25 protein-coding genes, 1 tRNA gene and 1 pseudogene are annotated in these 24,313 nt (G+C 68.5%); 14 read left to right on the forward strand and 13 right to left on the reverse strand.

Annotation, left to right across the window (positions count from 1 at the left end):
* Nucleotides 1–104: 104 nt before the first annotated feature.
* Together V8246_RS00380 and V8246_RS00385 are read left to right on the forward strand one after the other, a co-directional pair.
* Nucleotides 105–542: a SufE family protein gene (locus tag V8246_RS00380; protein WP_336187447.1), complete on the forward strand. Its 438-nt coding sequence runs from the start codon at nucleotides 105–107 to the stop codon at nucleotides 540–542.
* Nucleotides 539–1,780: an MFS transporter gene (locus V8246_RS00385; protein WP_336187448.1), complete on the forward strand. Its 1,242-nt coding sequence runs from the start codon at nucleotides 539–541 to the stop codon at nucleotides 1,778–1,780. The genes V8246_RS00380 and V8246_RS00385 overlap by 4 nt, the downstream gene beginning before the upstream one ends.
* A 70-nt stretch (nucleotides 1,781–1,850) precedes the next feature.
* Here V8246_RS00385 and dksA read toward each other — a convergent pair whose 3' ends face one another.
* Nucleotides 1,851–2,945 carry an RNA polymerase-binding protein DksA gene (gene dksA, locus V8246_RS00390; protein ID WP_336187449.1) on the reverse strand — a complete coding sequence of 365 codons (1,095 nt, stop codon included), beginning with the start codon at nucleotides 2,943–2,945 and terminating at the stop codon, nucleotides 1,851–1,853.
* Between the two features lie 95 nt (nucleotides 2,946–3,040).
* On the opposite strand from dksA, the gene yidD reads away from it, so the two are divergent.
* The 3 genes and pseudogenes from yidD to V8246_RS00405 form a co-directional block, all read left to right on the forward strand.
* A complete protein-coding gene (gene yidD, locus V8246_RS00395) occupies nucleotides 3,041–3,298 on the forward strand; it encodes a membrane protein insertion efficiency factor YidD (RefSeq protein ID WP_336187450.1) in 258 nt (85 codons plus the stop codon).
* Nucleotides 3,298–4,644: a dihydroorotase gene (locus tag V8246_RS00400; protein WP_336187451.1), complete on the forward strand. Its 1,347-nt coding sequence runs from the start codon at nucleotides 3,298–3,300 to the stop codon at nucleotides 4,642–4,644. The genes yidD and V8246_RS00400 overlap by 1 nt, the downstream gene beginning before the upstream one ends.
* A 104-nt stretch (nucleotides 4,645–4,748) precedes the next feature.
* A pseudogene (locus V8246_RS00405) lies at nucleotides 4,749–5,495 on the forward strand (M23 family metallopeptidase); the annotation flags it as partial.
* 94 nt (nucleotides 5,496–5,589) lie between these two features.
* On the opposite strand, the gene folE2 reads toward V8246_RS00405, so the two are convergent.
* The 7 genes from folE2 to efp form a co-directional block, all read right to left on the reverse strand.
* Nucleotides 5,590–6,528: a GTP cyclohydrolase FolE2 gene (gene folE2 / locus V8246_RS00410; RefSeq protein ID WP_336187452.1), complete on the reverse strand. Its 939-nt coding sequence runs from the start codon at nucleotides 6,526–6,528 to the stop codon at nucleotides 5,590–5,592.
* Between the two features lie 107 nt (nucleotides 6,529–6,635).
* Nucleotides 6,636–7,343: a squalene/phytoene synthase family protein gene (locus tag V8246_RS00415; protein WP_336187453.1), complete on the reverse strand. Its 708-nt coding sequence runs from the start codon at nucleotides 7,341–7,343 to the stop codon at nucleotides 6,636–6,638.
* Nucleotides 7,344–7,483: 140 nt separating this feature from the next.
* Nucleotides 7,484–8,179 carry a phosphoglycolate phosphatase gene (locus V8246_RS00420; protein WP_336187454.1) on the reverse strand — a complete coding sequence of 232 codons (696 nt, stop codon included), beginning with the start codon at nucleotides 8,177–8,179 and terminating at the stop codon, nucleotides 7,484–7,486.
* Complete coding sequence (ubiG, locus tag V8246_RS00425; RefSeq protein ID WP_336187455.1) at nucleotides 8,176–8,895, reverse strand: bifunctional 2-polyprenyl-6-hydroxyphenol methylase/3-demethylubiquinol 3-O-methyltransferase UbiG; 720 nt, start codon at nucleotides 8,893–8,895, stop codon at nucleotides 8,176–8,178. Before ubiG ends, V8246_RS00420 begins: the two co-directional genes overlap by 4 nt.
* 46 nt (nucleotides 8,896–8,941) lie before the next feature.
* A complete protein-coding gene (locus V8246_RS00430) occupies nucleotides 8,942–10,282 on the reverse strand; it encodes a TRZ/ATZ family hydrolase (protein WP_336187456.1) in 1,341 nt (446 codons plus the stop codon).
* An 11-nt stretch (nucleotides 10,283–10,293) separates the two neighbouring features.
* Nucleotides 10,294–10,503, reverse strand: a complete 210-nt coding sequence (locus V8246_RS00435) for a hypothetical protein (RefSeq protein WP_185895857.1) — start codon at nucleotides 10,501–10,503, stop codon at nucleotides 10,294–10,296.
* A complete protein-coding gene (gene efp / locus V8246_RS00440; protein WP_162108939.1) occupies nucleotides 10,503–11,069 on the reverse strand; it encodes an elongation factor P in 567 nt (188 codons plus the stop codon). Before efp ends, V8246_RS00435 begins: the two co-directional genes overlap by 1 nt.
* 102 nt (nucleotides 11,070–11,171) lie before the next feature.
* Between efp and epmB the strand changes: the two genes are divergently transcribed.
* Nucleotides 11,172–12,191, forward strand: coding sequence for an EF-P beta-lysylation protein EpmB (gene epmB, locus V8246_RS00445; RefSeq protein WP_336187457.1), 1,020 nt, complete (start codon nucleotides 11,172–11,174; stop codon nucleotides 12,189–12,191).
* A gap of 98 nt (nucleotides 12,192–12,289) precedes the next feature.
* Nucleotides 12,290–14,365, forward strand: coding sequence for a bifunctional diguanylate cyclase/phosphodiesterase (locus V8246_RS00450; protein ID WP_336187458.1), 2,076 nt, complete (start codon nucleotides 12,290–12,292; stop codon nucleotides 14,363–14,365).
* Nucleotides 14,366–14,516: 151 nt separating this feature from the next.
* Here the strand turns inward: V8246_RS00450 and htpX are convergent, their stop codons facing one another.
* A complete protein-coding gene (gene htpX / locus V8246_RS00455; RefSeq protein ID WP_313222740.1) occupies nucleotides 14,517–15,398 on the reverse strand; it encodes a protease HtpX in 882 nt (293 codons plus the stop codon).
* A 120-nt stretch (nucleotides 15,399–15,518) separates the two neighbouring features.
* Here htpX and gluQRS point away from each other — a divergent pair, with 120 nt between their 5' ends.
* The 5 genes from gluQRS (at nucleotide 15,519) to V8246_RS00480 (ending at nucleotide 18,953) form a co-directional block, all read left to right on the forward strand.
* Nucleotides 15,519–16,439, forward strand: a complete 921-nt coding sequence (gluQRS, locus tag V8246_RS00460) for a tRNA glutamyl-Q(34) synthetase GluQRS (protein ID WP_336187459.1) — start codon at nucleotides 15,519–15,521, stop codon at nucleotides 16,437–16,439.
* Between the two features lie 45 nt (nucleotides 16,440–16,484).
* Nucleotides 16,485–17,225: a beta-ketoacyl-ACP reductase gene (locus V8246_RS00465; protein WP_287757434.1), complete on the forward strand. Its 741-nt coding sequence runs from the start codon at nucleotides 16,485–16,487 to the stop codon at nucleotides 17,223–17,225.
* 184 nt (nucleotides 17,226–17,409) lie between these two features.
* The gene (phaR, locus tag V8246_RS00470) at nucleotides 17,410–17,913 is read left to right on the forward strand and encodes a polyhydroxyalkanoate synthesis repressor PhaR (protein ID WP_162108933.1); all 504 of its coding nucleotides are present in this window, start codon (nucleotides 17,410–17,412) and stop codon (nucleotides 17,911–17,913) included.
* Nucleotides 17,914–17,988: 75 nt separating this feature from the next.
* Nucleotides 17,989–18,729, forward strand: a complete 741-nt coding sequence (gene phbB / locus V8246_RS00475; RefSeq protein WP_336187460.1) for an acetoacetyl-CoA reductase — start codon at nucleotides 17,989–17,991, stop codon at nucleotides 18,727–18,729.
* A 53-nt stretch (nucleotides 18,730–18,782) separates the two neighbouring features.
* Nucleotides 18,783–18,953: a hypothetical protein gene (locus tag V8246_RS00480; RefSeq protein WP_336187461.1), complete on the forward strand. Its 171-nt coding sequence runs from the start codon at nucleotides 18,783–18,785 to the stop codon at nucleotides 18,951–18,953.
* Between the two features lie 226 nt (nucleotides 18,954–19,179).
* Here the strand turns inward: V8246_RS00480 and V8246_RS00485 are convergent, their stop codons facing one another.
* The 4 genes from V8246_RS00485 to V8246_RS00500 all read right to left on the reverse strand — a co-directional run bounded on the left by V8246_RS00485 (nucleotide 19,180) and on the right by V8246_RS00500 (nucleotide 22,841).
* Nucleotides 19,180–19,542: a hypothetical protein gene (locus V8246_RS00485; RefSeq protein WP_336187462.1), complete on the reverse strand. Its 363-nt coding sequence runs from the start codon at nucleotides 19,540–19,542 to the stop codon at nucleotides 19,180–19,182.
* Nucleotides 19,543–19,645: 103 nt separating this feature from the next.
* Nucleotides 19,646–20,185, reverse strand: coding sequence for an SRPBCC domain-containing protein (locus V8246_RS00490; RefSeq protein ID WP_336187463.1), 540 nt, complete (start codon nucleotides 20,183–20,185; stop codon nucleotides 19,646–19,648).
* Nucleotides 20,182–21,093, reverse strand: a complete 912-nt coding sequence (locus V8246_RS00495; RefSeq protein ID WP_336187464.1) for a M48 family metallopeptidase — start codon at nucleotides 21,091–21,093, stop codon at nucleotides 20,182–20,184. Before V8246_RS00495 ends, V8246_RS00490 begins: the two co-directional genes overlap by 4 nt.
* A gap of 17 nt (nucleotides 21,094–21,110) precedes the next feature.
* Entirely contained in the window at nucleotides 21,111–22,841 is a 1,731-nt protein-coding gene (locus V8246_RS00500) for a formylglycine-generating enzyme family protein (RefSeq protein ID WP_336188296.1), read from the reverse strand.
* 244 nt (nucleotides 22,842–23,085) lie between these two features.
* Here V8246_RS00500 and rnd point away from each other — a divergent pair, with 244 nt between their 5' ends.
* Both rnd and V8246_RS00510 read left to right on the forward strand, forming a co-directional pair.
* Nucleotides 23,086–24,195, forward strand: coding sequence for a ribonuclease D (gene rnd, locus V8246_RS00505; protein ID WP_336187465.1), 1,110 nt, complete (start codon nucleotides 23,086–23,088; stop codon nucleotides 24,193–24,195).
* A gap of 17 nt (nucleotides 24,196–24,212) precedes the next feature.
* Nucleotides 24,213–24,288 (forward strand) — tRNA-Ala (locus V8246_RS00510).
* Nucleotides 24,289–24,313 lie beyond the last annotated feature (25 nt).

Raw genomic sequence — 24,313 nt, forward strand, 5'->3', positions numbered from 1 at the left:
GCGGGATCTGGATGCCGGCACCACAGGGACTTCGCCGCACCCTCACCCGAACCCCTCTCCCGGAAGGAGAGGGGCTCTGAACGCCGGACCTGACAGACAACACCATGACCGACACGATCTTCCCGCTCGAACCCACCGCTGCCGACGCGCAGGCGGCCATCAAGGACGAGTTCGCCTTCTTCGGCGACTGGTCCGAACGCTACCAGTACCTGATCGATCTGGGCCGCAAGCTGCCTCCGTTCCCTGAGGAATGGAAGCGCGAGGAGCACCGCCTGCTCGGCTGCCAGTCGATGGTGTGGATCGTGCCCAAGGGCGATGCGGCGCGGCTGGATTTCCATGCCATCAGCGACTCGGCGATCGTGTCCGGGCTGATCTTCCTGGCGCTGCGCGTCTATTCGGGCCGCTCCGCCGCAGAGATCCTGGACACCACGCCCGACTACATCGCCGACATCGGCCTGGCCAAGCATCTCTCGCCCACCCGCAGCAACGGCCTGGCCTCGCTGCTGGCCTTCATCCGCGAGACGGCCGCCAACGCGAAGTGAGCGAAGCCGGGTCCCGCTCCGCCTTCTCGCTGCTGCGCAACCGCGGTTATGCGGCGGTGCTGGCCTACCGCATCTGTGCGCTGCTGTCGTACCAGATCGTCGCCGTCACCGTCGGCTGGCATATCTACGAGCTGACCCGCGATCCGTTCTCGCTGGGCCTGGTCGGACTGGCCGAGGTCCTGCCGTTCTTCTGCGTGGCACCCTTCGCCGGTTATCTGGTCGACCACCTGCCACGACGGCGCACCGGCATGGCCGCCTGCGGCGCATTGGCGGCCACGGCGCTGATCCTGGTGGCGGTGTCCGCCGACTGGCTGCCCTTCCAGGGAACGTGGCCCATCTACGCGGCCATTGCATTGACCGGCATGGCACGCTCGTTCCTCAGCCCTGTCTACAACGCCCTGTTCGCGAAGGTGCTGCCGCGCGAGGACTTCGTACGGGCTGCGGGCCTGGGCAGCGTGATCTTCCAGGCCGCGCTGGTGACCGGTCCCGCGCTGGGCGGTCTGCTGGTCGGTTTCGGCGGCAAAACACTGTCGTATGCGATGGCGGTGGTCTTCGCGCTGCTCGCGGGCGTCGTGCTGGCCCAGCTGCGCGTGGAGGAACCCGGACCGCCAGCGGTCAGCCTGCCCGTCTTCGCCAGCATCGCGCAGGGTGCGCGCTTCGTGTGGAACAACCAGATCATGTTGGGCGCGATGGCCCTGGACATGTTCTCGGTGCTGCTGGGCGGCGTGGTGGCGATGCTGCCGGCGTTCATCCACGACATCCTGCATCACGGCCCCGAGGGCCTGGGCATCCTGCGTGCGATGCCGGCAGCAGGCTCGGTGTGCGTGGGTCTATGGCTGGCGCGACATCCGCTGCAGCAGCACGCCGGCCGCGTGCTGCTGTTCGCGGTGGCGGGTTTCGGATTGGCGGTCATCGCGTTCGGCCTGTCGCGCAGCTTCTGGCTGTCGGCGGCCATCCTGCTGTTCTACGGCATGTGCGACGGTGTGTCGGTGGTGGTGCGTTCGACCATCCTGCAGCTGTCCACGCCCGACGAGATGCGCGGCCGGGTGTCGTCGATCAACGGCATCTTCGTCAGTTCGTCGAACGAACTGGGCGCGTTCTACGCGGGCACGATGGCCAGGCTGCTGGGACTGGTGCCCGCGGTGATCCTCGGCGGCTTCGCCATCCTCTCCGTGGCCGGCATCACGGCATGGAAGGCACCCCGGCTGCGGCGGCTGGACCTGCGCGAACTGCAGTAGGCCAAGATCGTCCGGGCCGGAAAAGAAAAACCCCGCCAAGGCGGGGTTCTCCATGCGCTGGACGCAGGACTCAATCGCCCTGCTGCTTCTGCAGATGCTCCCAGCGCTCCTGGGCGTCGATGGTGCGCTCGGCGGTCAGGCGCGCCTCCAGGCGATCCAGGCCGATCTCTTCGCCGGTGTCGACGCAGTAGCCGTAATCGCCGCCTTCGAGGCGCTTGAGCGTGCTGTCGATCTTGCCGATCAGCTTGCGGTAGCGGTCGCGGGTACGCAGTTCCAGCGAGTTCTCGGTCTCGCGCGTCGCGCGCTCGGCTTCATCGCCGATATCGCGGACTTCGTCCTTGAGGTTCTCGATGGTCTGCTTGGATTCCTCCACCAGGTCGGCGCGCCACTGCAGCAGGCGCTGACGGAAGTACTCGAGCTGCAGCGGGCTCATGTACTCCTCTTCGGGCGAGGGCTTGTAGCCGGTCGGCACGATGGGACGGCCGGTGGCTTCGTCGGTCTTGTAGGGCACTTCTTTCACCTTGCCGCGCACGACCGGCGCCGCGGGCCGGGCGGCCACGGCGACCGCGACCTTGCCGATCGGGCGGGTAGCGGCGGGACGGGGACTCACGGGAGCTTCGGCGGAGGACGTGGCTTTGGCGGTCTTGGTATTCGGTTTCGGGACTGGCACAGGCTTCGGGGGGGACGGAACCTTGGCGGCGGGCGCCGGGGCCTGAGCGGCCGCCTTGGGGGCGGGCGCGGGCACGGGAGTCTTGGTCGCAGCCGCGGTGGGGGCGGACTTTGCCGGAGCCGGCTTGGCGGCAGGCTTCGGTGCGGGCTTGGCAGGAGCGGGTTTCGTGGCCTTGGCCGGTGCCTTCACCGGGGCTGCCTTGGCGGCGGTCGCCTTGGGCGCCGGCGCGGGCTTCTTGGCGACGGCAGGCTTGGCAACCGCCTTCTTGGCGGGTGCGGCCTTCTTCACCGCCGGCTTGGCGACCGGCTTCTTGGCCGGCGTCGCCTTCTTGGCGACCGCCTTCTTGGCAGCCGGCTTGGGCGCCGCCTTCTTGGCCACCGGCTTGGCAGCCGGTTTCTTGGCGGCAACCTTCTTCGCGGCAGGCTTCTTGGCGACGGCCTGAACGGGCTTCTTGGCGGCCTTGGCGGCCTTCTTCGCAGGTTTCTTCGCAGCCACGAACAACGCTTCCTTGTTCTTCCCGAGCATCGGGAAAGCGCGCTTTTATAGCCTACCCGGCGGGCAGCGGCAACCCGACGCGGTATCATCGGAACATGCTTGCCCGTCTGCTCATCCTGCTGTTGAAGGGCTACAAGCGCTTCATAAGCCCGTTGCTGGGGCCACGCTGCCGGTTCGTTCCGTCATGTTCGGAGTATGCGATGGAAGCCATCGGCCGCTTTGGACCGCTGAAGGGCGGCTGGCTGGCCCTTCGCCGGATCGGTCGCTGCCATCCCCTCCACCCCGGCGGCCACGACCCGGTCCCTGCCCGCGACGGCGCCTCCCCCACCCACTCCTGTTCAGGACACCACTGATGCCCGCCACCGTCATCGTCAATGCCCGCCTGGTCAACGAAGGTCGCGTCACCGAAGGCGACCTGCGCATCGAGAACGGGCGCATCGCCCGCATCGCCGCCGAAATCCGGCCCCAGGGCGATGACACGGTGATCGATGCCGCCGGGCGCTGGCTGTTGCCGGGGATGATCGACGACCAGGTGCACTTCCGCGAGCCGGGCATGCCACACAAGGGCGACATGGCCACCGAATCCGCCGCGGCGGTTGCCGGAGGCCTGACCACGTTCATGGACATGCCCAACACCAGCCCGCCGACGCTGGACGCGGCCGCGCTGGAGGACAAGTACCAGCGCGCGAAGGGACGCGCCTGGGGCAACTACGGCTTCTACCTGGGCGCCAGCAACGACAACCTGGAGGCGATCCGCACGCTCGACCCGAAGACCGCGCCGGGCATCAAGGTGTTCATGGGGGCGTCCACCGGCAACATGCTGGTCGACAACCCGGACACGCTGGACGCGATCTTCCGCGAGGCCCCCACGCCGATCATCACCCACTGCGAGGACACGCCGACCATCGACGCCAACCTGGCCGCGTTCCAGGCCAAGTACGGCGATGCGCTGAGTGCCGAGCACCACCCCGACATCCGCAGCCGCGAGGCCTGCATCACGTCCACCCGTCTGGCGATGTCGCTGGCGCGCAGGCACGGCACCCGTCTGCACGTGCTGCACATCTCCACGGCCGACGAGCTGGCGCTGTTCACGCCGGGCCCGCTGGTGCAGCCCGATGGCAAGTGCAAGCAGATCACCGCCGAGACCTGCATCCACTTCCTTCGCTTCGACCGGGCCGACTACGCCGCGCTGGGCAACCTGATCAAGTGCAATCCGGCCATCAAGGATGCCGGCGATCGCGAAGCGCTGATCAAGGCGCTGGTGGACGACGTGGTCGATGTGCTGGCCACCGACCATGCCCCGCACACGCTGGAAGAGAAGGAAAAGCCCTACGTTCAGGCGCCCTCGGGCTTGCCGCTGGTGCAGTACGCCCTGGTGGCCGCCCTGGAACTGGTGCACGAAGGCCGCATGGACGTCGCCCGCGTGGCGCAGAAGTTCGCCCATGCCCCGGCGCAGCTGTTCGACGTGAAGGAGCGCGGCTACCTGCGCGAAGGCTATTTCGCCGACTTGGTGCTGATCGACGACGAGCCGTTCACGGTGAAGCGCGAGGACGTGCTGTCCAAGGTCGGCTGGTCGCCCTTCGAGGGCCGCACTTTCCGTTCGCGGATCGGCGCCACCTGGGTCAATGGCCGCATGGTCTGGAACGGCCAGCATCTGGTCGGCACACCCAACGGCCAGCGCCTGGAGTTCGCGCGTTGAAACTGTTCGTCGCGGCGCTGTGCGCCGCTGTCTGTGCCGGCTGGGTTCCGCTCGTCGTTGCGCAGGACCTGGTGCCGGCAGCCCCGGTTCCACAGGAAGAGCGTGTCGTGTTTCCCGCCAGCGTGCCGCAGGGTGCGTTGGTGTTCGGCAAGGTGCCACCGGGCAGCCAGACGCGCTACCGCGGACGCCTGTTGCGCGCCACGGGCTACGGCACCGTCGCGTTCGGCGTCGGCCGTGATGAGGCGGGCCCGCTGAAGGTCGATGTCACCCTGCCCTCGGGCCGCATGGAATCGGTCAGCATTGTGGTGACGCCGCGCGACTGGCCGGTCGAACATGTCAACGGCGTGCCACCGAAGACCGTCAATCCGCCGCCGGAGATCGCCGCGCGCATCCAGCGCGAGCAGGCGCTGGTCACCGCAGCGCGCGAGCGCGACGATGAGCGCACCGACTTCGCACTGCCTTTCCAGTGGCCCGTGCAGGGGCGCATCAGCGGCCGCTTCGGCAATGCGCGCGTCTACAATGGCCAGCCCGGCGCGGGCCACTCGGGCATGGACATCGCGGCGCCGGACGGGACGCCGGTCAGAGCGCCGGCCGGTGGCGTGGTGACGTTCGCATCGCCCGACCTCTATCTGACCGGTGGCACCGTGCTGCTGGACCATGGCCATGGCGTCAGTTCCAATTTCCTGCACCTGTCACGCATCGACGTGAAGGTGGGCGACCGGATCGAACCGGCACAGGTCATCGGAGCCGTGGGCGCCACGGGGCGTGCGACGGGGCCGCATCTGCACTGGGGAATGAACTGGTTCGACGTAAGGATCGACCCGCTGCTAGTGCTCGAACGCGGGAAGTAACCCACCCTGCTGTTGTGGGAGCGACGTAAGTCGCGAAGCTTTGCTTTGAGGGCGATCGCGACTCACGTCGCTCCCACATCCGGCAACCGAGGCCTCAGTCGTTGCTACCACTGACCCGGGCGACCGCGTCATGCGGGTGCAGGCTTTCGTAGTGTGCGACGGTGGCGTCGTAGCGGGCGATGCGCGCATCGCCGGCCAGCACCGACGCCACCCGACGGGCTGCGTCTTCGCAGAACATCAGGTTGTCGGCGTTGAGGCGGGCGAAGGCCTGTTCGTCCACCCGCTTCACCGCGGTCTGCACCGGCGTGCCCAGCGCGGCTTCGATCGCGTCCACGAGCGCCACCAGCGGCAACTCGTCGAACTGCGGCCGCAACTCCACACGCACACTGGCCCGGCTGCGCTGCGCATGCGGCGTGGCGGCCAAGCCGCGCTCGGAGGCCAGCCAGTCGTGCACCACGTTGACCGACAGCGGACGTGCCGCTGCAAAATCCTCGGCGAAGCGCTCGGCGTTGGCCTGGCGCGACAGCGCGGCCGAGGCCGGGCAGGTGCTGGAATATTCGACGGCGAACGACAGCGCCAGCAGAAGATGACCGTCGGTCAGTGTGGCCTCGATCTCGACCGGGTAGCGCTTCCAGCCCGCGTAGTCGCTTTCCAGCGCCTTCCGCTGCAGCAGCGCCTCGTAGCGGATGCGCAGCCGCGCCTGCGTGGCCAGCCCGGCCTGCGAGTCCACGCTGGTCTGCAGCAGGTGACGCAGGCCCGCAGGCGTGACGGATTCGCGCGCCAGACCGTCCTGCAGTTCCAGGTAGAGACGCGACATGTGGATGCCGCGCGCATCGGCGTGGGCCAGGTTCACCGACAGGTCGATGCTGGCGGCCACCTGCAGCTGGCCGCCCTGCCCGTCCGGCAGGCGGACCGGCAATGCGATGTTCTCCATGCCCACCCAGTCCAGGGGGCGCGCCAGCGGCACGCGCTGGTGGGCGACATCGGGAAGATCGGCGCGGGGTGCCGCGGGGAGCGAGGGAGCCATCGTCATGCACGGGGGAGTGGATGCGGGGCATTGTACCCCCTGCCTCCGAATCCCTCGATGAAACAGTCCGTTACAGCGGATTCCCGGATGTATCACCACGATAGGCGGAGCCTTCAGCCGCCACGTGCGGCCCGCCAGCCGGCGAACAGCAGCGAGGCCCGGGACGGCAGAGGAGCGGGTTCGCCACGTCGAGATAGACGACGCAGGCGCCCATACGCATAGGCCGACACCAGACGCCGCTCGCGTGCGCCCTCACGCGGCGGCCACTGCGCCAGCAGCGATGCGGCCCACGCGCGCGTCGCTGCCGCGTCGCTCCCGGCTTGCAGGTGGTCAACCGGGACGCCTGCCGCGCCGGCCTCCGCCAGTCGCATCGCCAGCGTCTGCACGACGATGGCGTGGGAGCCAGGGGCATCGCCCAGTACACCGGCTTCCACGGCCGTGACGGCCTGTCCATAACGCGACAGGGCGGAGAACCCCGCATCGCGGTCGGCCGGTCGCGCGCGCCCTTCTGCCAGGACAGGCAGGGCGTCGGCAAGCTGTGCCCAATCCGCCCGCACCGGTTCCAGCCGACGGCCGAGGGGATGGCGCGAACGCCGTGCCGCCCAGCCGCGCAGTTCTTCTCCCCACCATGCCAGCTTGGCATCCGCCGGCAACGGATCGCCGGCGACATTCAGGGCATCATCGAATTCCTGCAGCAGTGCGAACCACGCCACCGCGATGTCCCGGCGCTCCGGCGCGACGAAGATCTCGCCCACCGACCACTCGGGCCAGCGCGCGCGCCATTTGTCCAGGAAGCTGTCGAGGGCGGCGGAATCGGACATGCCATCAAACCTTGTAGGAGTAGTACCGGCATGCCGGTACTGGAGTCGCGACCGTGATGCTGGCGCGCACGGGCGACTGGGCGCAATGCGTTCTCTATTCGCGGCTGAAAAACTGAGGACAGCAACCGTGCGGTCGCGACTTACGTCGCTCCCACAACGCGCCGTCGCGTGGGCCACGCCGACGGATCGATGAGCGCAGCAGGCACTCCCACCATCACGTCGGCCAACCACAGCGCCGGCTCCTCATGCGCCTGGCGATAGCCCCACAGCGCCGCGACCGACGGCATGCCGGCGGCGCGGGCGGACTGGATGTCGCGCTCGTCGTCGCCCACGTAGACGCAGTCGGCGATGGCGATGTCGATACGTTCGGCGGCCACCTGCAGCGGCAACGGGTGCGGCTTCTTCTCGGCCAGCGTGTCGCCGCCGATCAGTACCGCGCAACGCGCATCCCAGCCGAACTGCGGCAGAATGTCGCGCGCGAGGTATTCGGGCTTGTTGGTCACGATGCCCCAGGTACTGCCCGCCGCTTCGAGCGCGCCCAGCATCGCGGCCACGCCGTCGAACAGCACGCTGTGCCGGCCCAGTTCTTCGTGGTAGATCGCCAGGAACTCGGGCACCAGCGCTTCGCGGGGCGCCTGTTCCATCTCTGGAAACGCCGCGGCCAGCATGGCGCGCGCGCCCTTGGAGACGTGCGGCCGCAACAGATCCAGCGTCATCGGCGCTATGCTCCGCGAGGCCCGCATCCTGTTGGCGGTAGCCAGCATGTCCGGCGCGCTGTCCAGCAGCGTGCCGTCCAGGTCGAACAGGGCGGCACGCGGGAACCCCGCCGGCGTCACGGCTTCACCGCGCAGGCCAGGTAGTTCACGTCGGTGCGCGTACTCAGCCGCGCGCGCTGCCGCCACGGCTCATAGGCCAGGCCGGACACGTCCTGCAGCTGGAACCCCGCATCGCGCAGCCACGCGGCCAGTTCCGACGGGCGGATGAATTCCTTGTAGTGGTGCGTGCCCTTCGGCAGCAGGCGGGCGATGTATTCCGCGCCGACGATCGCCAGCGCGAACGCCGCCGGCGTGCGGTTGAGCGTGGACAGGAACAGCTGCCCGCCCGGCTTCAGCAGCGCATGGCAGGCGCGGATGATGGACGTTGGATCGGGCACGTGCTCCAGCATTTCCATGCAGGTGATCACGTCGAAGCTGCCGGGGCGCTCCTCGGCCAGCGACTCCACCGAACGGAGCTGGTAATCCACCTGCACGCCGGATTCGAGCCGGTGCAGTCGCGCCACCTTCACCAGTTCCGGCGCCAGGTCGATCGCGGTGACCTGAGCGCCCTCGCTCGCAAGGGCTTCGCTCAGCAATCCGCCGCCACAGCCGACGTCCAGCGCGGTCGCGCCGGCAAGGCGTGCCCGGTCGCGCACGTACTGCAGGCGGACCGGATTCAGCGCGTGCAGCGCCTTCTGGGGACCATCGGGGTCCCACCAGCGGTTGGCCAATGCGCCGAACTTGTCGAGTTCGGCCTGGCTGAAATTGTCGTCGCGGGGCGCAGTCGAGGTGGTCATGGCGTCATTGTAAGACGATGCCGGCCATGACGCCGTCACGCGTGACTCAGGAAAGACGGATGCCGGCGATCCGCTCGCGCCACTGACGCGCGTTGGACAGGACGCCTTCGATGTCGATATCCACCAGCATGCGCTGCCGCAGCCGGGCCCGGCCTGCGATCCAGACGTCGCTGACCTGCTGGCGGCCGGTCGCGTAGATGAGCTGGGACACCACGTGATGCAGCGGTTGGGTTTCCAGCGCGGACAGGTCCACGCACACCAGGTCGGCCTCCTTGCCCGGCTCGATGGAGCCGACGCGGTCGTCGAAGCCGATCGCCTTCGCCCCGCCCAGGGTGGCCGCGCGCAGCGCGCTGAACGCATCCAGTGCCGCGGCATCCTGCGCCACCGCCTTGGCCAGCAGGGCCGCGGTGCGGGTTTCGCTGAACATGTCCAGATCGTTGTTGCTGGCGCAGCCGTCGGTGCCGACGGCCAGGTTCACGCCCGCGCGTTCCAGCGCGCAGGCCGGACAGAAGCCGGAGGCGAGCTTGAGGTTGGACTCCGGGCAATGCACCACGCTGACGCCACGCTCGGCGCACAGATGGATCTCGGCCTCGGTCAGCTGGGTCATGTGGATGGCGATCAGCCGCTCGTTGACCAGCCCCAGCCGGTCCAGCCTGGCGATCGGGCGCTGGCCATGCTTTTCCAGCGACTGCTCGACTTCCTGCGCGGTCTCGTGCAGGTGCAGATGCACGGGGATGTCCAGCTGGTCGGCCAGCATGCGCACGCGTTCGAAGTTCGCGTCGTTGACGGTGTACGGCGCATGCGGGGCGAACGCGGTCGCGATCAGCGCATCGTCGCGCCACTGGTCGTGGACCTCGTCGGCCTTATCGAAGTACTCGTCGTCCGACGCCGCCCACGCGGTGGGGAAGTCGATCACCGGCAGGCCCACGCGCGCGCGGAAGCCGTGGCGCTTGTAGGTGGCCGCCTGCACGTCGGGGAAGAAGTAGTTTTCGTTGACGCAGGTGGTGCCGCCACGGAGCATCTCGGCGATCGCCAGGGTGATGCCGTCGGCGACGAAGTCGGGGCCGATCACGGCCGCTTCGATCGGCCAGATGTGCTGCTGCAGCCAGACCTTCAGCGGCAGGTCGTCGGCGACGCCGCGCAGCAGCGTCATCGGGTTGTGCGTATGCGCGTTCACCAGGCCCGGGATCAGCGCCGCATCCGGGCGCGACACCGTCTCGTGCGGCGCGAAGCGCAAACGCGCCTCCGGCACCGGCAGGACCGCCACGATGCGGCCGCCGGTCACGGCGACCGCATGGTGTTCCAGCACCACCCCGTGCGGGACGACCGGCACCACGAAACCGGCTTCGATCAACAGGTCGCAGGCTTCGGGGATGCGGTCGCTCATGGGGCCTCGGCTCAGAATCCCAGCGTGTAGGTCAGCCCGATGGCGCCGGCGCCGAACAGCAGCCAGCACAGCAGCATCAGGGCCAGGGCGCGCCCGTATCCCAGTCGCGGCACGCTGGGGAACAGCCGCGGCAGGGTCGCATTCCAGCACAGCATCACGCCCAGGCCGGCGAGCAGCACGCCCACTGCCCAGACGCCCAGATACAGCGCAAGATGCTCCATCACTTCACGCGGCTGACGTAGTCGCCCGAGCGCGTGTCGACCTTGATGATCTCGTCCTGGCCGACGAACAGCGGCACGCGCACGACCGCGCCGGTTTCCAGTGTGGCCGGCTTGCCGCCGGTGCCGGCGGTGTCGCCCTTCACGCCCGGATCGGTCTCGACGATCTTCAGTTCGACGAAGTTCGGCGGGGTCACCTGGATCGGGGTGCCGTTGTACAGCGTGACCACGCACTGCTCCTCGCCCTTGAGCCACTTCTCGGCGCCAGCCATCCCGGCCTTGTCGGCCTGCACCTGCTCGAAGGTTTCCTGCTGCATGAAGTGCCAGTACTCGCCGTCGGAGTACAAGTACTGCATGTCGGTGTCCACCACGTCCGCCGCCTCGACCGAGTCGGTGCTCTTCATGGTGATTTCCTGCACGCGGCCGGTACGGATCTGGCGGTACTTCACGCGCGTGAACGCCTGGCCCTTGCCCGGCTTCACGTATTCGGTGTCGGTGATGACGGAAGGCTCGTTGTTGACGAGGATCTTCATCCCGTTCTTGACATCGTTCATGCCGTAACTGGCCATGGATAAACTCCTTGGGGTAAGACAAACCCGCCGCGGGACACGGCCGGCCGGATAGAATGGGGAGCCCGCCGGACCCGGCGGGTGCTTGTTTTCAGACCCGATATGATAACCGCAGCCCCCGAACCCCGACAGCCTGCCGCGCTGGTGCCCGTCCGCTGGCAGCAGGCCCTGCGGGAGGCCGTGCGCGATCCACGCGAGCTACTGGACCTGCTGGGGCTGGACCGCCTGGTCCCGCGCCTGTCGGACGAAGCCGCAGCCCAGTTCCCGCTGCGGGTACCGCGCGGCTTCGTGACCCGCATGCGTCACGGCGACCCGAGCGACCCGTTGCTGCGCCAGGTGCTGCCCCTGGACGACGAGATGCGCCCCATGCCGGGCTTCGGCCTGGACGCCGTGGGCGATGGCGCGGCGAAAACCGCGCCCGGCGTCATCCAGAAGTACCGCGGCCGTGCCCTGCTGGTGGCCACCGGCAGCTGCGCGATCCACTGCCGTTACTGCTTCCGCCGCCACTTTCCTTACGCAGAGGAAACCGCGGCCCGAGACGGCTGGCGCGAGGCCGTGGACCGGATCCGCCAGGACACCGCGATCGAGGAGGTGCTGCTTTCCGGCGGCGATCCGCTGTCGCTGTCCAACGGCAACCTGGCCGAACTGACCGGCGCGCTGGCGGACATCCCCCACCTGCGCCGCCTGCGCATCCACAGCCGCCTGCCCATCGTATTGCCCGAGCGCATCGACGGGGGCCTGCTGGGCTGGCTTTCGGCTCTGCCCTGGCCGGCCACCCTCGTGGTCCATGCCAATCACGCCAACGAGTTCGACGGCGCCGTCGACGCGGCGCTCGGGCGCCTGCGCGAGGCCGGTGTGCACCTGCTCAACCAGGCGGTGCTGCTGCGAGGTGTGAACGACGACATCGACGCACTGGCCGCACTGAGCGAACGCGGCTTCGCGGCCGGCGTGCTGCCTTACTACCTGCACCAGCTCGACCGGGTCGCCGGCGTGGCCCACTTCGAAGTGGACGACGCGCGCGCACGCGCGCTCCACGCCGGCCTGGCCGTACGCCTGTCCGGCTACCTCGTGCCCCGGCTGGTGCGCGAGATCCCCGGCGACACCGGCAAGCGTCCGCTCTAGACCGCAGGTCTGCGACGCGCCGCCGCATCTGCGACGCATGCATTGGACGCTTTGCGCCCCTTCGTGTATTAAACCCGCACCCCCGGCGGACCCGCTGCATGCAGATCGGCAAAGACACCACCCTTCGACTGACCCTTGTTGACGACAGCGCCGAGGACGCGGAGGCCATCGTGTCCACCCTGCGCAACGGCGGCATCGCCGTGCGCCCCCTGCGACCGCTCGATGCAGGCGAACTGGGACAGATGGTGGCGTCCCAGCCCATGGACCTGCTGCTGGCCTCCCGCACCGCCAAGGGCATTCCGCTGGCCACGGTGCTGGCGCAGGTCGACGGCAGCGGCAAGGACATCCCCGTCATTGTGTTGGCCGATGCCATCACCGAGGCCGACCTGCTGGCCGACCAGGCGGCCGGCGCGCGCGCAGTCGCCCTGCGCGGACGTCCGGAACATGTCCTGACGGTGTTGCGGCGCGAGTGGGCGGATCTGGACGCGCGCCGTTCGCAGCGCCGCCTGGAAGGCCAGATGCGCGAGACCGAGCGCCGGTGCGATGCGCTGATCTCGTCCTCCCGCGACCCGATCGCCTACATCCACGAAGGCATGCACATCCGCGCCAACGACGCCTACCTGGAGATGTTCGGCTTCGAATCGTTCGAGGATGTGGAAGGCCTGTCGCTGCTGGACCTGGTGGGTCCGCAGTACGTCAGCGACTTCAAGGCCCTGCTGAAGAAGCTCAGCAAGGGCGAACCGCCGCCGCCGCGCTTCGAGCTGGAAGCGCGCAGCCTGGACGGCGACAGTTTCCCGGCCACGCTGGAATTCGCCACCGCCACCTACGAGGGCGAGCCCTGCGTGCAGGTGGTGTTCCGCCGCCGCGAGGAGTTCGATCCCGAACTGGCCCGCGAGGTGGAAGACCTGCGCCAGCGCGACATGGTCACCGGCCTGCTCAACCGCCCCACCTTCCTGCGCGAGCTGGAGACGGCGGTGGCCGCGGTGGCGCGCGGCGAAGACCAGTACGGCCTGCTGCTGGTCGAACCCGACCACTACCAGCGCCTGCTGGCCGACATCGGCATCGATTCGGCCGACGACCTGGCCGCCGCGCTGGCGGCGCGCCTGTCCGAAAAGCTGGACGACAGCTGCATCGCGGCCCGCTTCGGCGAGCGCACGTTCGCCGTGCTGCTGCGCGGCAACCATGCGCACACCGCCGCGCTGGCCGAGAAGCTGCGCGCGGCCTACGCCTCGCACGTGTTCAATGTGGGCGAACGCTCGGCTTCGGTGACCGCCAGCCTGGGCGGCGTGCAGATCGGTGAGAAGATCGCCAGCGTCGGCCCCGTGCTGACGCGCGCGACGGACTGCCTGCAGGCCGCCACCAACCTGGGCGGCAACCGCTTCGAGATCTTCGACCCGGGCGCCGTGGACCGCGCCGAGGAAGAGCGCGTGCAGAACTGGATCCAGCGGCTGCGCGAAGCGCTGCAGGACGACAGCTTCCGCCTGCATTACCAGCCCGTGGTCAGCCTGCAGGCCGAGCCCGGCGAGGTCTACGAGGCGCTGCTGCGCCTGGAGTCCAACGGCGAGATCGTGCAGCCGCAGTCCTTCATCGGCATCGCCGAGGACAACGGCCTGCTCGATGCCATCGACCGCTGGGTGGTGAACCGCGCCATCGAGGTCCTGGCCGAACGCAAGCGCAACGGCCACGACACGCGCATGGTGGTCAAGGTCAGCCCGGCGTCCTTCGCCGACAACCGCCTGCTCGACCTCATCGCCCGGCAGCTGGCCGCGCACGACGTGCCCGGCGACCGCCTGTGGCTGCAGACGCCGGAGGCCAAGGTGTTCACCCACCTGCGCCAGGCTCAGGCGTTCCAGACCGCCGCGGCCAAGCTGGGCTGCCACGTGGGCCTGGAGCATTTCGGCGCGGGCCTGGATTCGTTCCAGTTGCTGTCGCACTTCCAGCCCACCTTCCTCAAGATCGACCGCGTCTTCAGCGAGGACCTGGGCCGCAATGCCGAACACCAGCAGAAGATCCGCGAGATCGCAGAGCGCGCGCAGGCCCTGGGCATCCTGACCGTGGCCGAGCATGTGCAGGATGCGGCGACGATGGCCTTCCTGTTCACCGCTAATGTGGATTACGTGGAAGGCAACTTCCTGGCGGCGCCGGGACCGCTGATGAACTACGACTTCAGCTGAGCACGCTCTCGCGCTTGCAGGAGCGGGCCACGCCCGCGATGCTCTCCGTCGTTGGTCCAAAAAAGCATCGCGGGCATGGCCCGCTCCTACGAAAAACGCTGAAAAAAACCCGCCTTCCGGCGGGTTTTTCGTTCCTGCGGCCTCGCGCGGCTCAGGCGACCGTGGCCTGCTGTGCGCGCAGCGCGGCGATGCGGTCCTCCAGCGGCGGGTGGCTGAGGAAGAGCTTCTTCATGCCCTGGCCGATGCCGCCGGCGATGCCGAACGCTTCCACCTGGGCCGGCAATGTGCTGGGGCGCTGCTGCTGCTTCAGGCGCTCCAGCGCGGCGATCATCTTCTGCCGGCCCGCCAGCGAGGCACCCCCGTGGTCGGCGCGGAATTCGCGGCGGCGCGAGAACCACATGGCGATCATGGTGGCGAACAGGCCGAACACGACTTCCAGCACCATCACGATGATGTAGTAGCCGAAACCACGGCCCTCGCCCTCGCGGTTGCCGGACAGGAAGCTGTCCACCACGCCGCCCACCACGCGCGCCAGCACGATGACGAAGGTGTTCAGCACGCCCTGCAGCAGGGCCATGGTCACCATGTCGCCGTTGGCGATGTGCGCCACCTCATGGCCCAGCACGGCCTCGGCCTCGTCCTGGTTCATCGAACGCAGCAGGCCGGTCGACACCGCCACCAGGGCATTGTTGCGGTTGGCGCCGGTGGCGAAGGCATTGATCTCCGGCGCATCGTAGACGGCGACTTCCGGCATGCCGATACCGGCCGCCTGGGCCTGGCGCTGCACGGTGGTCACCAGCCAGCGCTCGGCATCGTTGCGCGGCTGCTCGATCACCTGGGCGCCGGTGGCGCGCTTGGCCATCCACTTGGAGGTCAACAGCGAGATCAGCGATCCGCCGAAGCCGAAGATGGCGGCGAAGACCAGCAGCCCTCCCAGTTGGTTGGGGTTGACCCCCAGCAGCGACATGACGATACCGGCCAGGACCAGCACGGCGAGGTTGGTGGCGAGGAACAGGGCGACACGCGTGAACACGGTGGGGCTCCAGAAATGACGTGCAAGGACGGAGGTTGACGCCGCAGAATTGCGGCTGAGGCGGCGCGAATTCAAGCCGATGCCTGACTGCCTGGTTCAGCTTTCCTTTCCTTCCGACGAATGACCGAGACGCTTCCCCACCCCCGCTACCGGGGACGCTTCGCGCCCTCGCCCACGGGCCGCCTGCATTTCGGCTCGCTGGTGGCGGCCCTGGGCAGCTGGTTGCTCGCGCGTCACCACCATGGCCAATGGCTGGTGCGCGTGGAGGACCTGGACCCCCCCCGCGAAGTTGCCGGCGCTGCCCGGGCCCAACTGGCCACGCTGGCGGCCTTCGGCATGACCTCCGACCTGCCCGTCGTCTGGCAGAGCGGTCGCCATGACCGGTATGCCAGCGCGCTGGAGCGGCTGCTGGCCGCGGGCACGGCGTTCGAGTGCCGTTGCAGCCGCAGCGAACTGGCGTCAGCGGGCGGCATCCATCGCCGCTGCGTCGCACGCGACCCCGCGCGGTCGCCCGCCATCCGGCTGCGCGTCACCGATGGCAGCACCGTGGCCTTCATCGATGGCCTGCAGGGGCGCATCGCGCAGGCGGTCGACCGCGACGTCGGCGATGTGGTCCTGCGCCGAGCGGATGGTTTCTGGGCCTACCAGCTGGCGGTGGTCGTGGACGATGCAGAACAGGGCATTACCGATGTCGTGCGCGGGGCGGACCTGCTCGACTCCACCCCCCGCCAGATCCTGCTGCAGCGCGCGCTGGGCCTGCCCACGCCGCGCTACCTGCACCTGCCGCTGATCGTCGACGCCCACGGCGACAAGCTGTCCAAGTCGATGGCCGCCCTGCCGGTGGACGATGCGTCACCCCTGCCCGCCCTCCGTGCCGCCTGGCAGGCACTGGGACAGGCGCCGGCCCTGCTCGCCGGCCTGCCGACGGTGGCCCAGGCGATGCAGGCCGCGGCCCGAGGCTTCCGGCCCGAGCGCCTGCCCAAAGTGACACACGTGACGTTCGCTGCGGCGCACAACAATCCTGTCGAAGGCGCTGTCTAGAATCGGATCGCCGTCGGCTTGCGGCGGTATACGGAGATCCCCCACATGACATCGCGCGTCGCCCTGGTCACCGGCGGCACCGGAGGTATCGGTACCGCCATCTGCAAGAAGCTGGCCGACATGGGCCACAAGGTCGCCACCAATTACCGCAACGAGGAGAAGGCGCGCGCGTGGCAGGCGCAGATGAAGGCCGACGGCTACGACATCGCGCTGGTGAAGGGCGACGTGACCTCGCCGGACGAAGCGCAGGCGATGGTGAAGGAAGTGGAACGGACGCTGGGCCCGGTCGAGATCCTCATCAACAACGCCGGCATCACCCGCGACGGCACCTTCCACAAGATGACCGCCACCCAGTGGGGCGATGTCATCAACACCAACCTCAACTCGGTGTTCAACGTCACTCGTCCGGTGATCGAAGGGATGCGCGACCGCAAATGGGGCCGCATCATCCAGATCAGTTCGATCAACGGCCTGAAGGGCCAGTACGGCCAGGCCAACTACGCCGCCGCCAAGGCCGGCATGCACGGCTTCACCATTTCGCTCGCGCGCGAGAACGCCAAGCTCGGCATCACCGTCAACACGGTGTCTCCCGGCTACGTGGCCACCGACATGGTGATGGCGGTGCCGGAGGAAGTCCGCGCCAAGATCGCCGCCGACATTCCCACCGGTCGCCTGGGCAAGCCCGAGGAAATCGCCTACGCGGTCGCCTTCCTGGTCGACGAACAGGCCAGCTGGATCACCGGCTCCAACCTGGACATCAACGGCGGCCACCATATGGGGTGGTGAGGCACAGCGGGGAACGGGGAGTCGGGGGCGCGGGCCTCCTGCCATGCCGCCTCCGGCGAAGGATCACGTCGTTCCCGTTCCGCGCCCCGCTTTGCCTGAACAGGGACACCCTGCCCTCCGGCCTGTTGCAAGGGCTGTTGCGCTGCGTCATGCTGCCGCAATACGCGTTTAGAGCGAAGACTCAATGGCTGCGATCCGCATCATCAAGAAGTATCCCAACCGTCGTCTGTACGACACGGAGATCTCCAGCTACATCACCATCGAGGACGTGCGCCAGCTGATCGTGGACGGCGAGGATTTCGAGGTCCGCGACGCCAAGACCGGCGACGACCTGACCCGCACCGTGCTGCTGCAGATCATCAGCGAGCAGGAACAGGACGGCGAGCCGGTCCTGTCCACGCAGCTGCTCAGCCAGATCATCCGCTTCTACGGCGACTCGCTGCAGGGCTTCATGGGCAACTACCTGGAGCGCAGCATGCAGCTGTTCATGGAGCAGCAGCAGCAGTTCCGCAGCCAGATGGGCAACCTGCTGGGCCAGACGCCCTGGACCATGATGAACCAGCTGACCGAACGCAACATGGAACTGTGGCAGGAATTCCAGCGCAACCTGACCGGCGGCATGGGCCGCCCCACGACGGTCAAGCCGAAGGACGCTCCGCGCGAGACGCCGAAAACGCGCGCGCGTTGATCCTCTACGTAGTGAGACCCGGCCCGCGCCCTGTTGCGCGGGCCTTTTTTTGAGCCGCACCCTCAGGAACTTCGCATGACGCAACGCATTGCCGTGGTGACCGGTGGCTTGGGCGGTCTGGGCCTGGCGATCTGCCAGGCCTTGGCGAACGCCGGCCGCAAGGTGATCGCCGCCGACCTGCCCGCCTCCCCCGAACGCCTGGACGAGTTCCGGGCCCGTACCGCCTCGCTGGACATCGAGACCGCCGTCGTCGACGTGGCCGACTTCAATGCCTGCGCGGCCTTCGTGCGGGACATCCAGGACCGCCACGGCGCCCTCGACATCCTGGTCAACAACGCCGGCATCACCCGCGACGCCACCCTGCGCAAGATGGACAAGGCGCAGTGGGACGCGGTGATCGGCGTGAACCTGGACAGCGTATTCAACCTGTGCCGGCACGCCGTGGACGGCATGCAGGCGCGCGGTTTCGGCCGCATCGTCAACATCAGCTCGGTGAGCGGCCAGACCGGCAACTTCGGCCAGGTGAACTACGCTGCCGCCAAGGCCGGCCTGCACGGTTTCTCGATGTCGTTGGCCCGCGAAGTCGCGCGCAAGGGCGTGACCGTCAACAGCGTCTCGCCCGGTTACGTGGAAACGCCGATGACCCGGGCCATGCCGGACGAGGTCCGCGAGCGGACCGTCGCGTCGGTCCCCGTCGGCCGCATCGGCCAGCCAGCCGACATCGCGCGCGCGGTCGCCTTTCTCACTGCGGACGATGCCGGCTACATCACCGGCGCCAACCTGCCGGTGAATGGCGGCCTGTTCATGAGCTTCTGACCGGATTCCCGGTCGTACGACGATCTCTTCACGAACCCTCAAGAGACTCCCCGATGAAACTCACTCCTCCCACCTTCGGTGTCTGGCTGATCGCTCTGCTGCTGGGCGGCGGCGGCATCGCCGCGAAGTTCGGTTACGTGCCGGTGCTCGCTCCGCATGCATTCTGGCTGGTGGTCGCCGGCTTCGGCCTGCTGGTGGCGGCCACGCTCTTAAGCAAGCTCTGAGCGCCACGGGCTATGCTCCCGATGTCGATCATCGGGAGTCGGCCATGGAACTGATCGCCGCACTGCTCGGCGGCTTGTGGAACAGGCTGCATGGGGATGATCTGGGGCATGGATCTCGCTCCTTGAACGTGGCATCCGGCAGACGGGCTATCGCCCAGCGCTGGCGGACGACGTGCAGCGCCGGATGCGCGATGGAACCGGCTCACCGGCCCTCCGTCGGTATAGCTCACACGGAGATGAACAACCCCGGCGCGTACGCGGCCGCCAACAGCGCAATGATGCCGACGACGCTGACCGTGAGCGCAAGCGCTGCATGGCGCGCCCGGCCGCTTTTTGCAGCGACCGCCGCAAGGAACAGGCAGAGCATGGGCAAGGACCACCACCCCTTGATCGTGCCGAATACGAACTGCGAGTAGCCCGACTGGACGACGTCAAAACCGGCCCAGGTGTCGGCGAATGCGTTGCCAGCACCGTGCTGGATGGCATGGATGAAATAGCCCTGCGCCACTACCAGCAGCAGCACCATGACAACGATCGCGATTCTCTTGAACACGAGCCCCCCTCTTGCATGGCCGACCGAAGTGGTCACGCGGCCTGTGCGCCGAGCTCCGGCTCGAGCCGAGCGTTGATGTCGTTCCATCAGATGAGGCGGCCGAGGGCAGCCTTCGTCCCGATGGCCGTGTGCGCCTGGCTCAGCGCGGGGGACCCTCGTTGCCCTTGCGCAGGAACGCCGCCAGGCCGCCCAGCTGCAGGCCCTGCACCTTGTCCACGACGGGGGCGAACTTGCCGACATCATCCGGCGTGTAACCCCCTGCGCGGTACCACAGGGTGATGCGGGTGCCGCCGTTCTCTTCGGCGAAGCGCCACTCGAGCGCGCCGTGCAGCCCCATGCCCTGCAACGGGCCGAGGCCCCCGGTCATGCGCATCAGCTTGCCCGGATCGGTGAAGGTCACCGTCATGTGCCAGGCCTGCTGCGCGCCGTTGATCTCGCAGAAGCAGCCGCCGGCCTTGTCGCTGATCGACAGCTTCGAGGCGTCGCCCCACCAGGTGTGGTCGGTCGGCCACCAGCGGCCGACATCGTTCACCAGCGCCGCGTAGGCCACCTGCGGCGCGACCGGTACCCATTCGGAATTCTCGAGGGTGAAGCCATTAGGCTGCGCATCCTTGACCGCCGCCTGCACCGGCGCGGCGACCGCGAGCCCCAGCAGCACGACGCCTGCCAGCGTCTTCATTGCGCCGCTCCCTGCGGGCAGAACTTCGCGCGGTAGGCCATCGCCTTGGGCATCAGCGCGGTGAGGTTCTGGATGCGCGTGCCGGGATTGGGGTGGGTCGACGAGAACTCCGGCGGGGCCTGGCCACCACTGGCTTCGCTCATGCGCTGCCACAGCGGTACGGCTTCCTGCGGATTGAAGCAGGCCGCCGCGGCCAGCATCAGACCCACTTCATCGGCCTGCGTCTCATGCTCGCGTGCATAGGGCAGCAGGTAGCCGTAGCCCATCGCGGCCATCACCATCTGCTGCTGTTGCGGGTCCATGCCGCTCATGGCGCCGGCCATCTGGCCGATCTGGGTGAGCTTCTGCTGCGACATGCGCTGCGCGCCATGGCGCAGCAGGGCGTGGGCGATCTCGTGACCCATCACCACGGCCACGGCATCGGCGTTCTGCGCCACCGGGATCAGGCCGGTGTAGACGGCCATCTTGCCGCCAGGCAGGCAGAAGGCATTGGCCTGGTCGGACTGGATGACGTTGACGTCCCAGTCGAAGGACTTCCAGTTGCCGCTGGGCTGGGTGCCCTTCTCCGCCGCGATGGCGGCCTCGACTTCGGGCACCTTCGCGATCAGCCGCTGGGCGATGGTGCGCACCTGCTGGGCGATCTGCGAGTTCGGATCGACCGGTCGCTCCTGCTGCAGGATCTCTTCGTAGGCCTGCAGGCCCAGCGCCTTCTCCTCTTCCACGCCGATCGAATTGTCGATCAACACCTTCTCGCCGGTGTACGGATCGACGACGCGGTTGTTCAGGTAATAGCACCCGCCATACACCAGAAAGCCCAGCAGGATCAGCCAGCGCAGGTTGCCCAGTCCGCCGCCGCGACGCCCGCCGCCCTGGCCGTACTGCGAGCGACCGTAAGGATCTTGCCTCATCACCCTCTCCCTGGCGGCTAGATGCCGCGAACGACGCGGAAACCCACCCGCGCATTAGTCATATCCGAATCCGAAGACGAACGCCATGCCGCGCGCGCCTGCGCCGGTGAACTGGCCCAGGAACCGCCGCGCACGACCCGCGACCGGCAGCCGGGGTTGAACCACGCGGCCCCGTCCGCCGGAGCGCGCCGGTAGCTGGCATGCCAGCAGTCGCCGACCCATTCACTGGTGTTGCCGTCCAGGTCCTTCAGGCCGAAGGCATTGGCGCGGAAACGGCCTACCGGCGCCGGTCCCCAGTAACCGTCGCCATAACCGACGAAGGCGTTGTTCCAGGTGCGGCCACTGGGCGAGCGGTCGTTTCCGCCGGTCAGGTTGGCCACGCCGCGCGGCGGCTGGCCGTTGCCCCAGGGATAGCGTCCCTGCTGGCCGGCGCGCAGCGCGTATTCGTATTCGGCCTCGCTGGGAAGCCGGTAGCCGTGGCCGGTCTGGCCGGCCAGCCACTCGGCATAGGCCTCGGCGTCGTACACGCTCACGTGCAGCACGGGCATGTCGTCGCTGGCGGGCTGGCCGGCGTAGTCGGATCGCCAGTCCACCCCGCTGCGACGGACGAAATTGCCGCTGCGTTCGTCATAGACGATGGAGTGGCCACGACGGGTGGCCCGTGGCCGGTACTGGGTGGCCTCGACGAAGCGGCGGAACTCGCCCACCGTCACCGGATGCCGCGCCATGGCAAAGCCGCGGTCGAAGCGGACGTAGTGCGCAGGTTTCTCGGCATCGGCGGCATCGACCTCGTCGTCGCCCGCGCCCATCAGGAAACCTCCGTGCGGCACCACCACCATTTCGGGCCCGCGACCGCCGTTATGCAACGCGTCGGTGAACGCCTGGCCGGGGCGGAACAGTCCGTAGTGAGTTGCCAGGTCGATGCGCTGCCGGAAATCGGCGGCCACGCGGTTGCCGGGCTCGGCGATGCGCAGGACCTCGGCCAGCTTGATCCGCGCATCCTTCAGGCCCAGTGGCGTGACCAGGTCGCGCACGCCGGCGTCGCGCAGTTCGACGATGCGCGCCAGGCGGATGGCTTCCACCCGCACGCGCGCGTCGGCCACGGTCTGCGCGTCCTGGCGGACCTGCGCGGCATGGTCCAGCCACCGCCTGGCGGTGGCGAAGTCGCTGGCGTGGGCGGCCTCTTCGGCGCGCCGGATCATCGCGCTCTCGACCGCCGCCACGCCCTGCAGGGCACGCGGCTGGCCCGGCTTCCACTTCAGTACCTCACGGAAGCCGGCCAGCGCACCGCCGCCCGCTTCGCCCAAGCGCCCCTCGCGCAGCGCGCGCTCGCTGGCCACGTTCAGCCGGGTGAGCTGATCGGCTTCGTCCACCCGAGCCAGATACGTCGTAACCGCGGTATCGCCGGGCGCCACGGTGCGTGCGACGGCCGCGATCTGGCGTGCGCGCCGCAACGATTCGGTGCGGTCTTCGGCATGGCGCAGCGTCTGCCGCCCCTGCTCCAGCAACCGGTCGAGGCTGCGGTCGAGTCCGCGCCTGGCGCGGGCGTCGGCAGGATCCAGGCGCAACAGCGCAAGGTAGAGCGGAATGGCATCGTCTGCCGTATCGAACAGACGCCCGTCGGACAGGGCCGCCGCGGCACGGCGATGCGCATCGGCGACGCCCTCGGGCGCCAGCGTCACGGCCGGCGGGCGCCAGTTCAATTCGTCCACACTGCTGTCGTCGCCACTGACCGTCACGCTGGGCATGCGTACGGCATCGGCCGCGCCTTTCGCATCGTCCGGATCCACCGCATCGCGCGAGCACGCGGCGAGCCACGGCAGCGTGAGCAACAAGGCGGCAAGGATCGCGCGCAAACACCCTCCGTGATGGGAGCGACCGGCCCCCGTGAGAGAATGCCGGCAGACCATACCGGCAGACGATACTGGTTGAGCCGGGACCATAGGTTATTGTCCCCTGACTGAGCAAACGACGCATCACGCGGAGACCACGTTGCCCCACTGGATAGACACCCCCGCCGCGCTGGACGCGCACCTGCAGCGCCGGCCCACGCGGATCGGCCTGGATACCGAATTCGTCCGCGAACGCACCTTCTGGCCGCAGCTCGCGCTGGTGCAGATCGCGCTGGACGACGACGTGCTGCTGGTCGACCCGCTGGCCCCCGGCATGACCGACGCCCTGCGGCCGTGGCTGACAGATCCCGCGATCACCAAGGTGATGCACAGCGCCAGCGAGGATCTGGTGGCGTTCAAGGTGGCCTGCGATGCGTTGCCCACCCCCCTGTTCGACACGCAGATCGCCGCCGCCCTGGCCGGAGTGGCGGCAGGCATCGGTTACCAGAAGCTGGTGGAGCGCATCACCGGCGTCGTGCTGCCCAAGGGCGAGACACGCTCGGACTGGCTGCGACGGCCGCTCAGCGAATCGCAACTCCACTATGCCGCCGACGATGTGCGTTACCTGTTCGCCGTGCACGACGCCTTGCGGACAGCGCTGGCGTCTTCGGGGCGCCTTGGCTGGCTGGAGGAGGACTGCGCGCGCTTCGTCGACAATGCCGCACAGGACGAAGGCGAGCGCTGGCCGCACCTGGGCATGCGCAGTGCGCAGTTCCTCGATGCGGATGCGCAACGCCGGCTGGTGCGGCTGCTCCGGTGGCGCGAGGCGCAGGCCCGCGCCAGCGATAAGCCGCGCAGTTGGATCCTGGACAACGAGCTGGCCGTGACACTGGCGCGCACGCCGCCGACGGACAAGGCGGCGCTGCTGCGCCTGTTCGACGGCCAGCCCAAGGCGCCCCGCAAGCTGGCCGATCCGTTGTGGCAGGCGCTCACCACGCCCGTGGACGACGAGGCCGCGATGCCGCTGGCGCGTGCCGCCAGCGACGGCGACAAGGCCCGGCTCAAGCGACTGCAGGATGCCGTGGCCACCCGGAGCGCCGGCCTGGGCCTGCCCGACGGCGTGCTGGCCTCGCGACGCCACCTGGAAGCGCTGCTGGAATCCGGCCAGTGGCCCGCCTCCCTCGCCGGCTGGCGACGCGCCGAACTGCAACCCGTGCTGGAGCCGATCCTGGTCGGCCCAGGCTTGGCACAGGCGCCTGCCGCGGGCTAGAATGGCGCCGCTCTTGTGGGGCCATAGCTCAGCTGGGAGAGCGCGTCGTTCGCAATGACGAGGTCGGGAGTTCGATCCTCCCTGGCTCCACCATCCAACACGAAAGGCCAGGCGAAAG

The sequence above is a fragment of the Pseudoxanthomonas sp. F11 genome, from assembly GCF_037046485.1.
Classification (GTDB): Bacteria; Pseudomonadota; Gammaproteobacteria; order Xanthomonadales; family Xanthomonadaceae; genus Pseudoxanthomonas_A.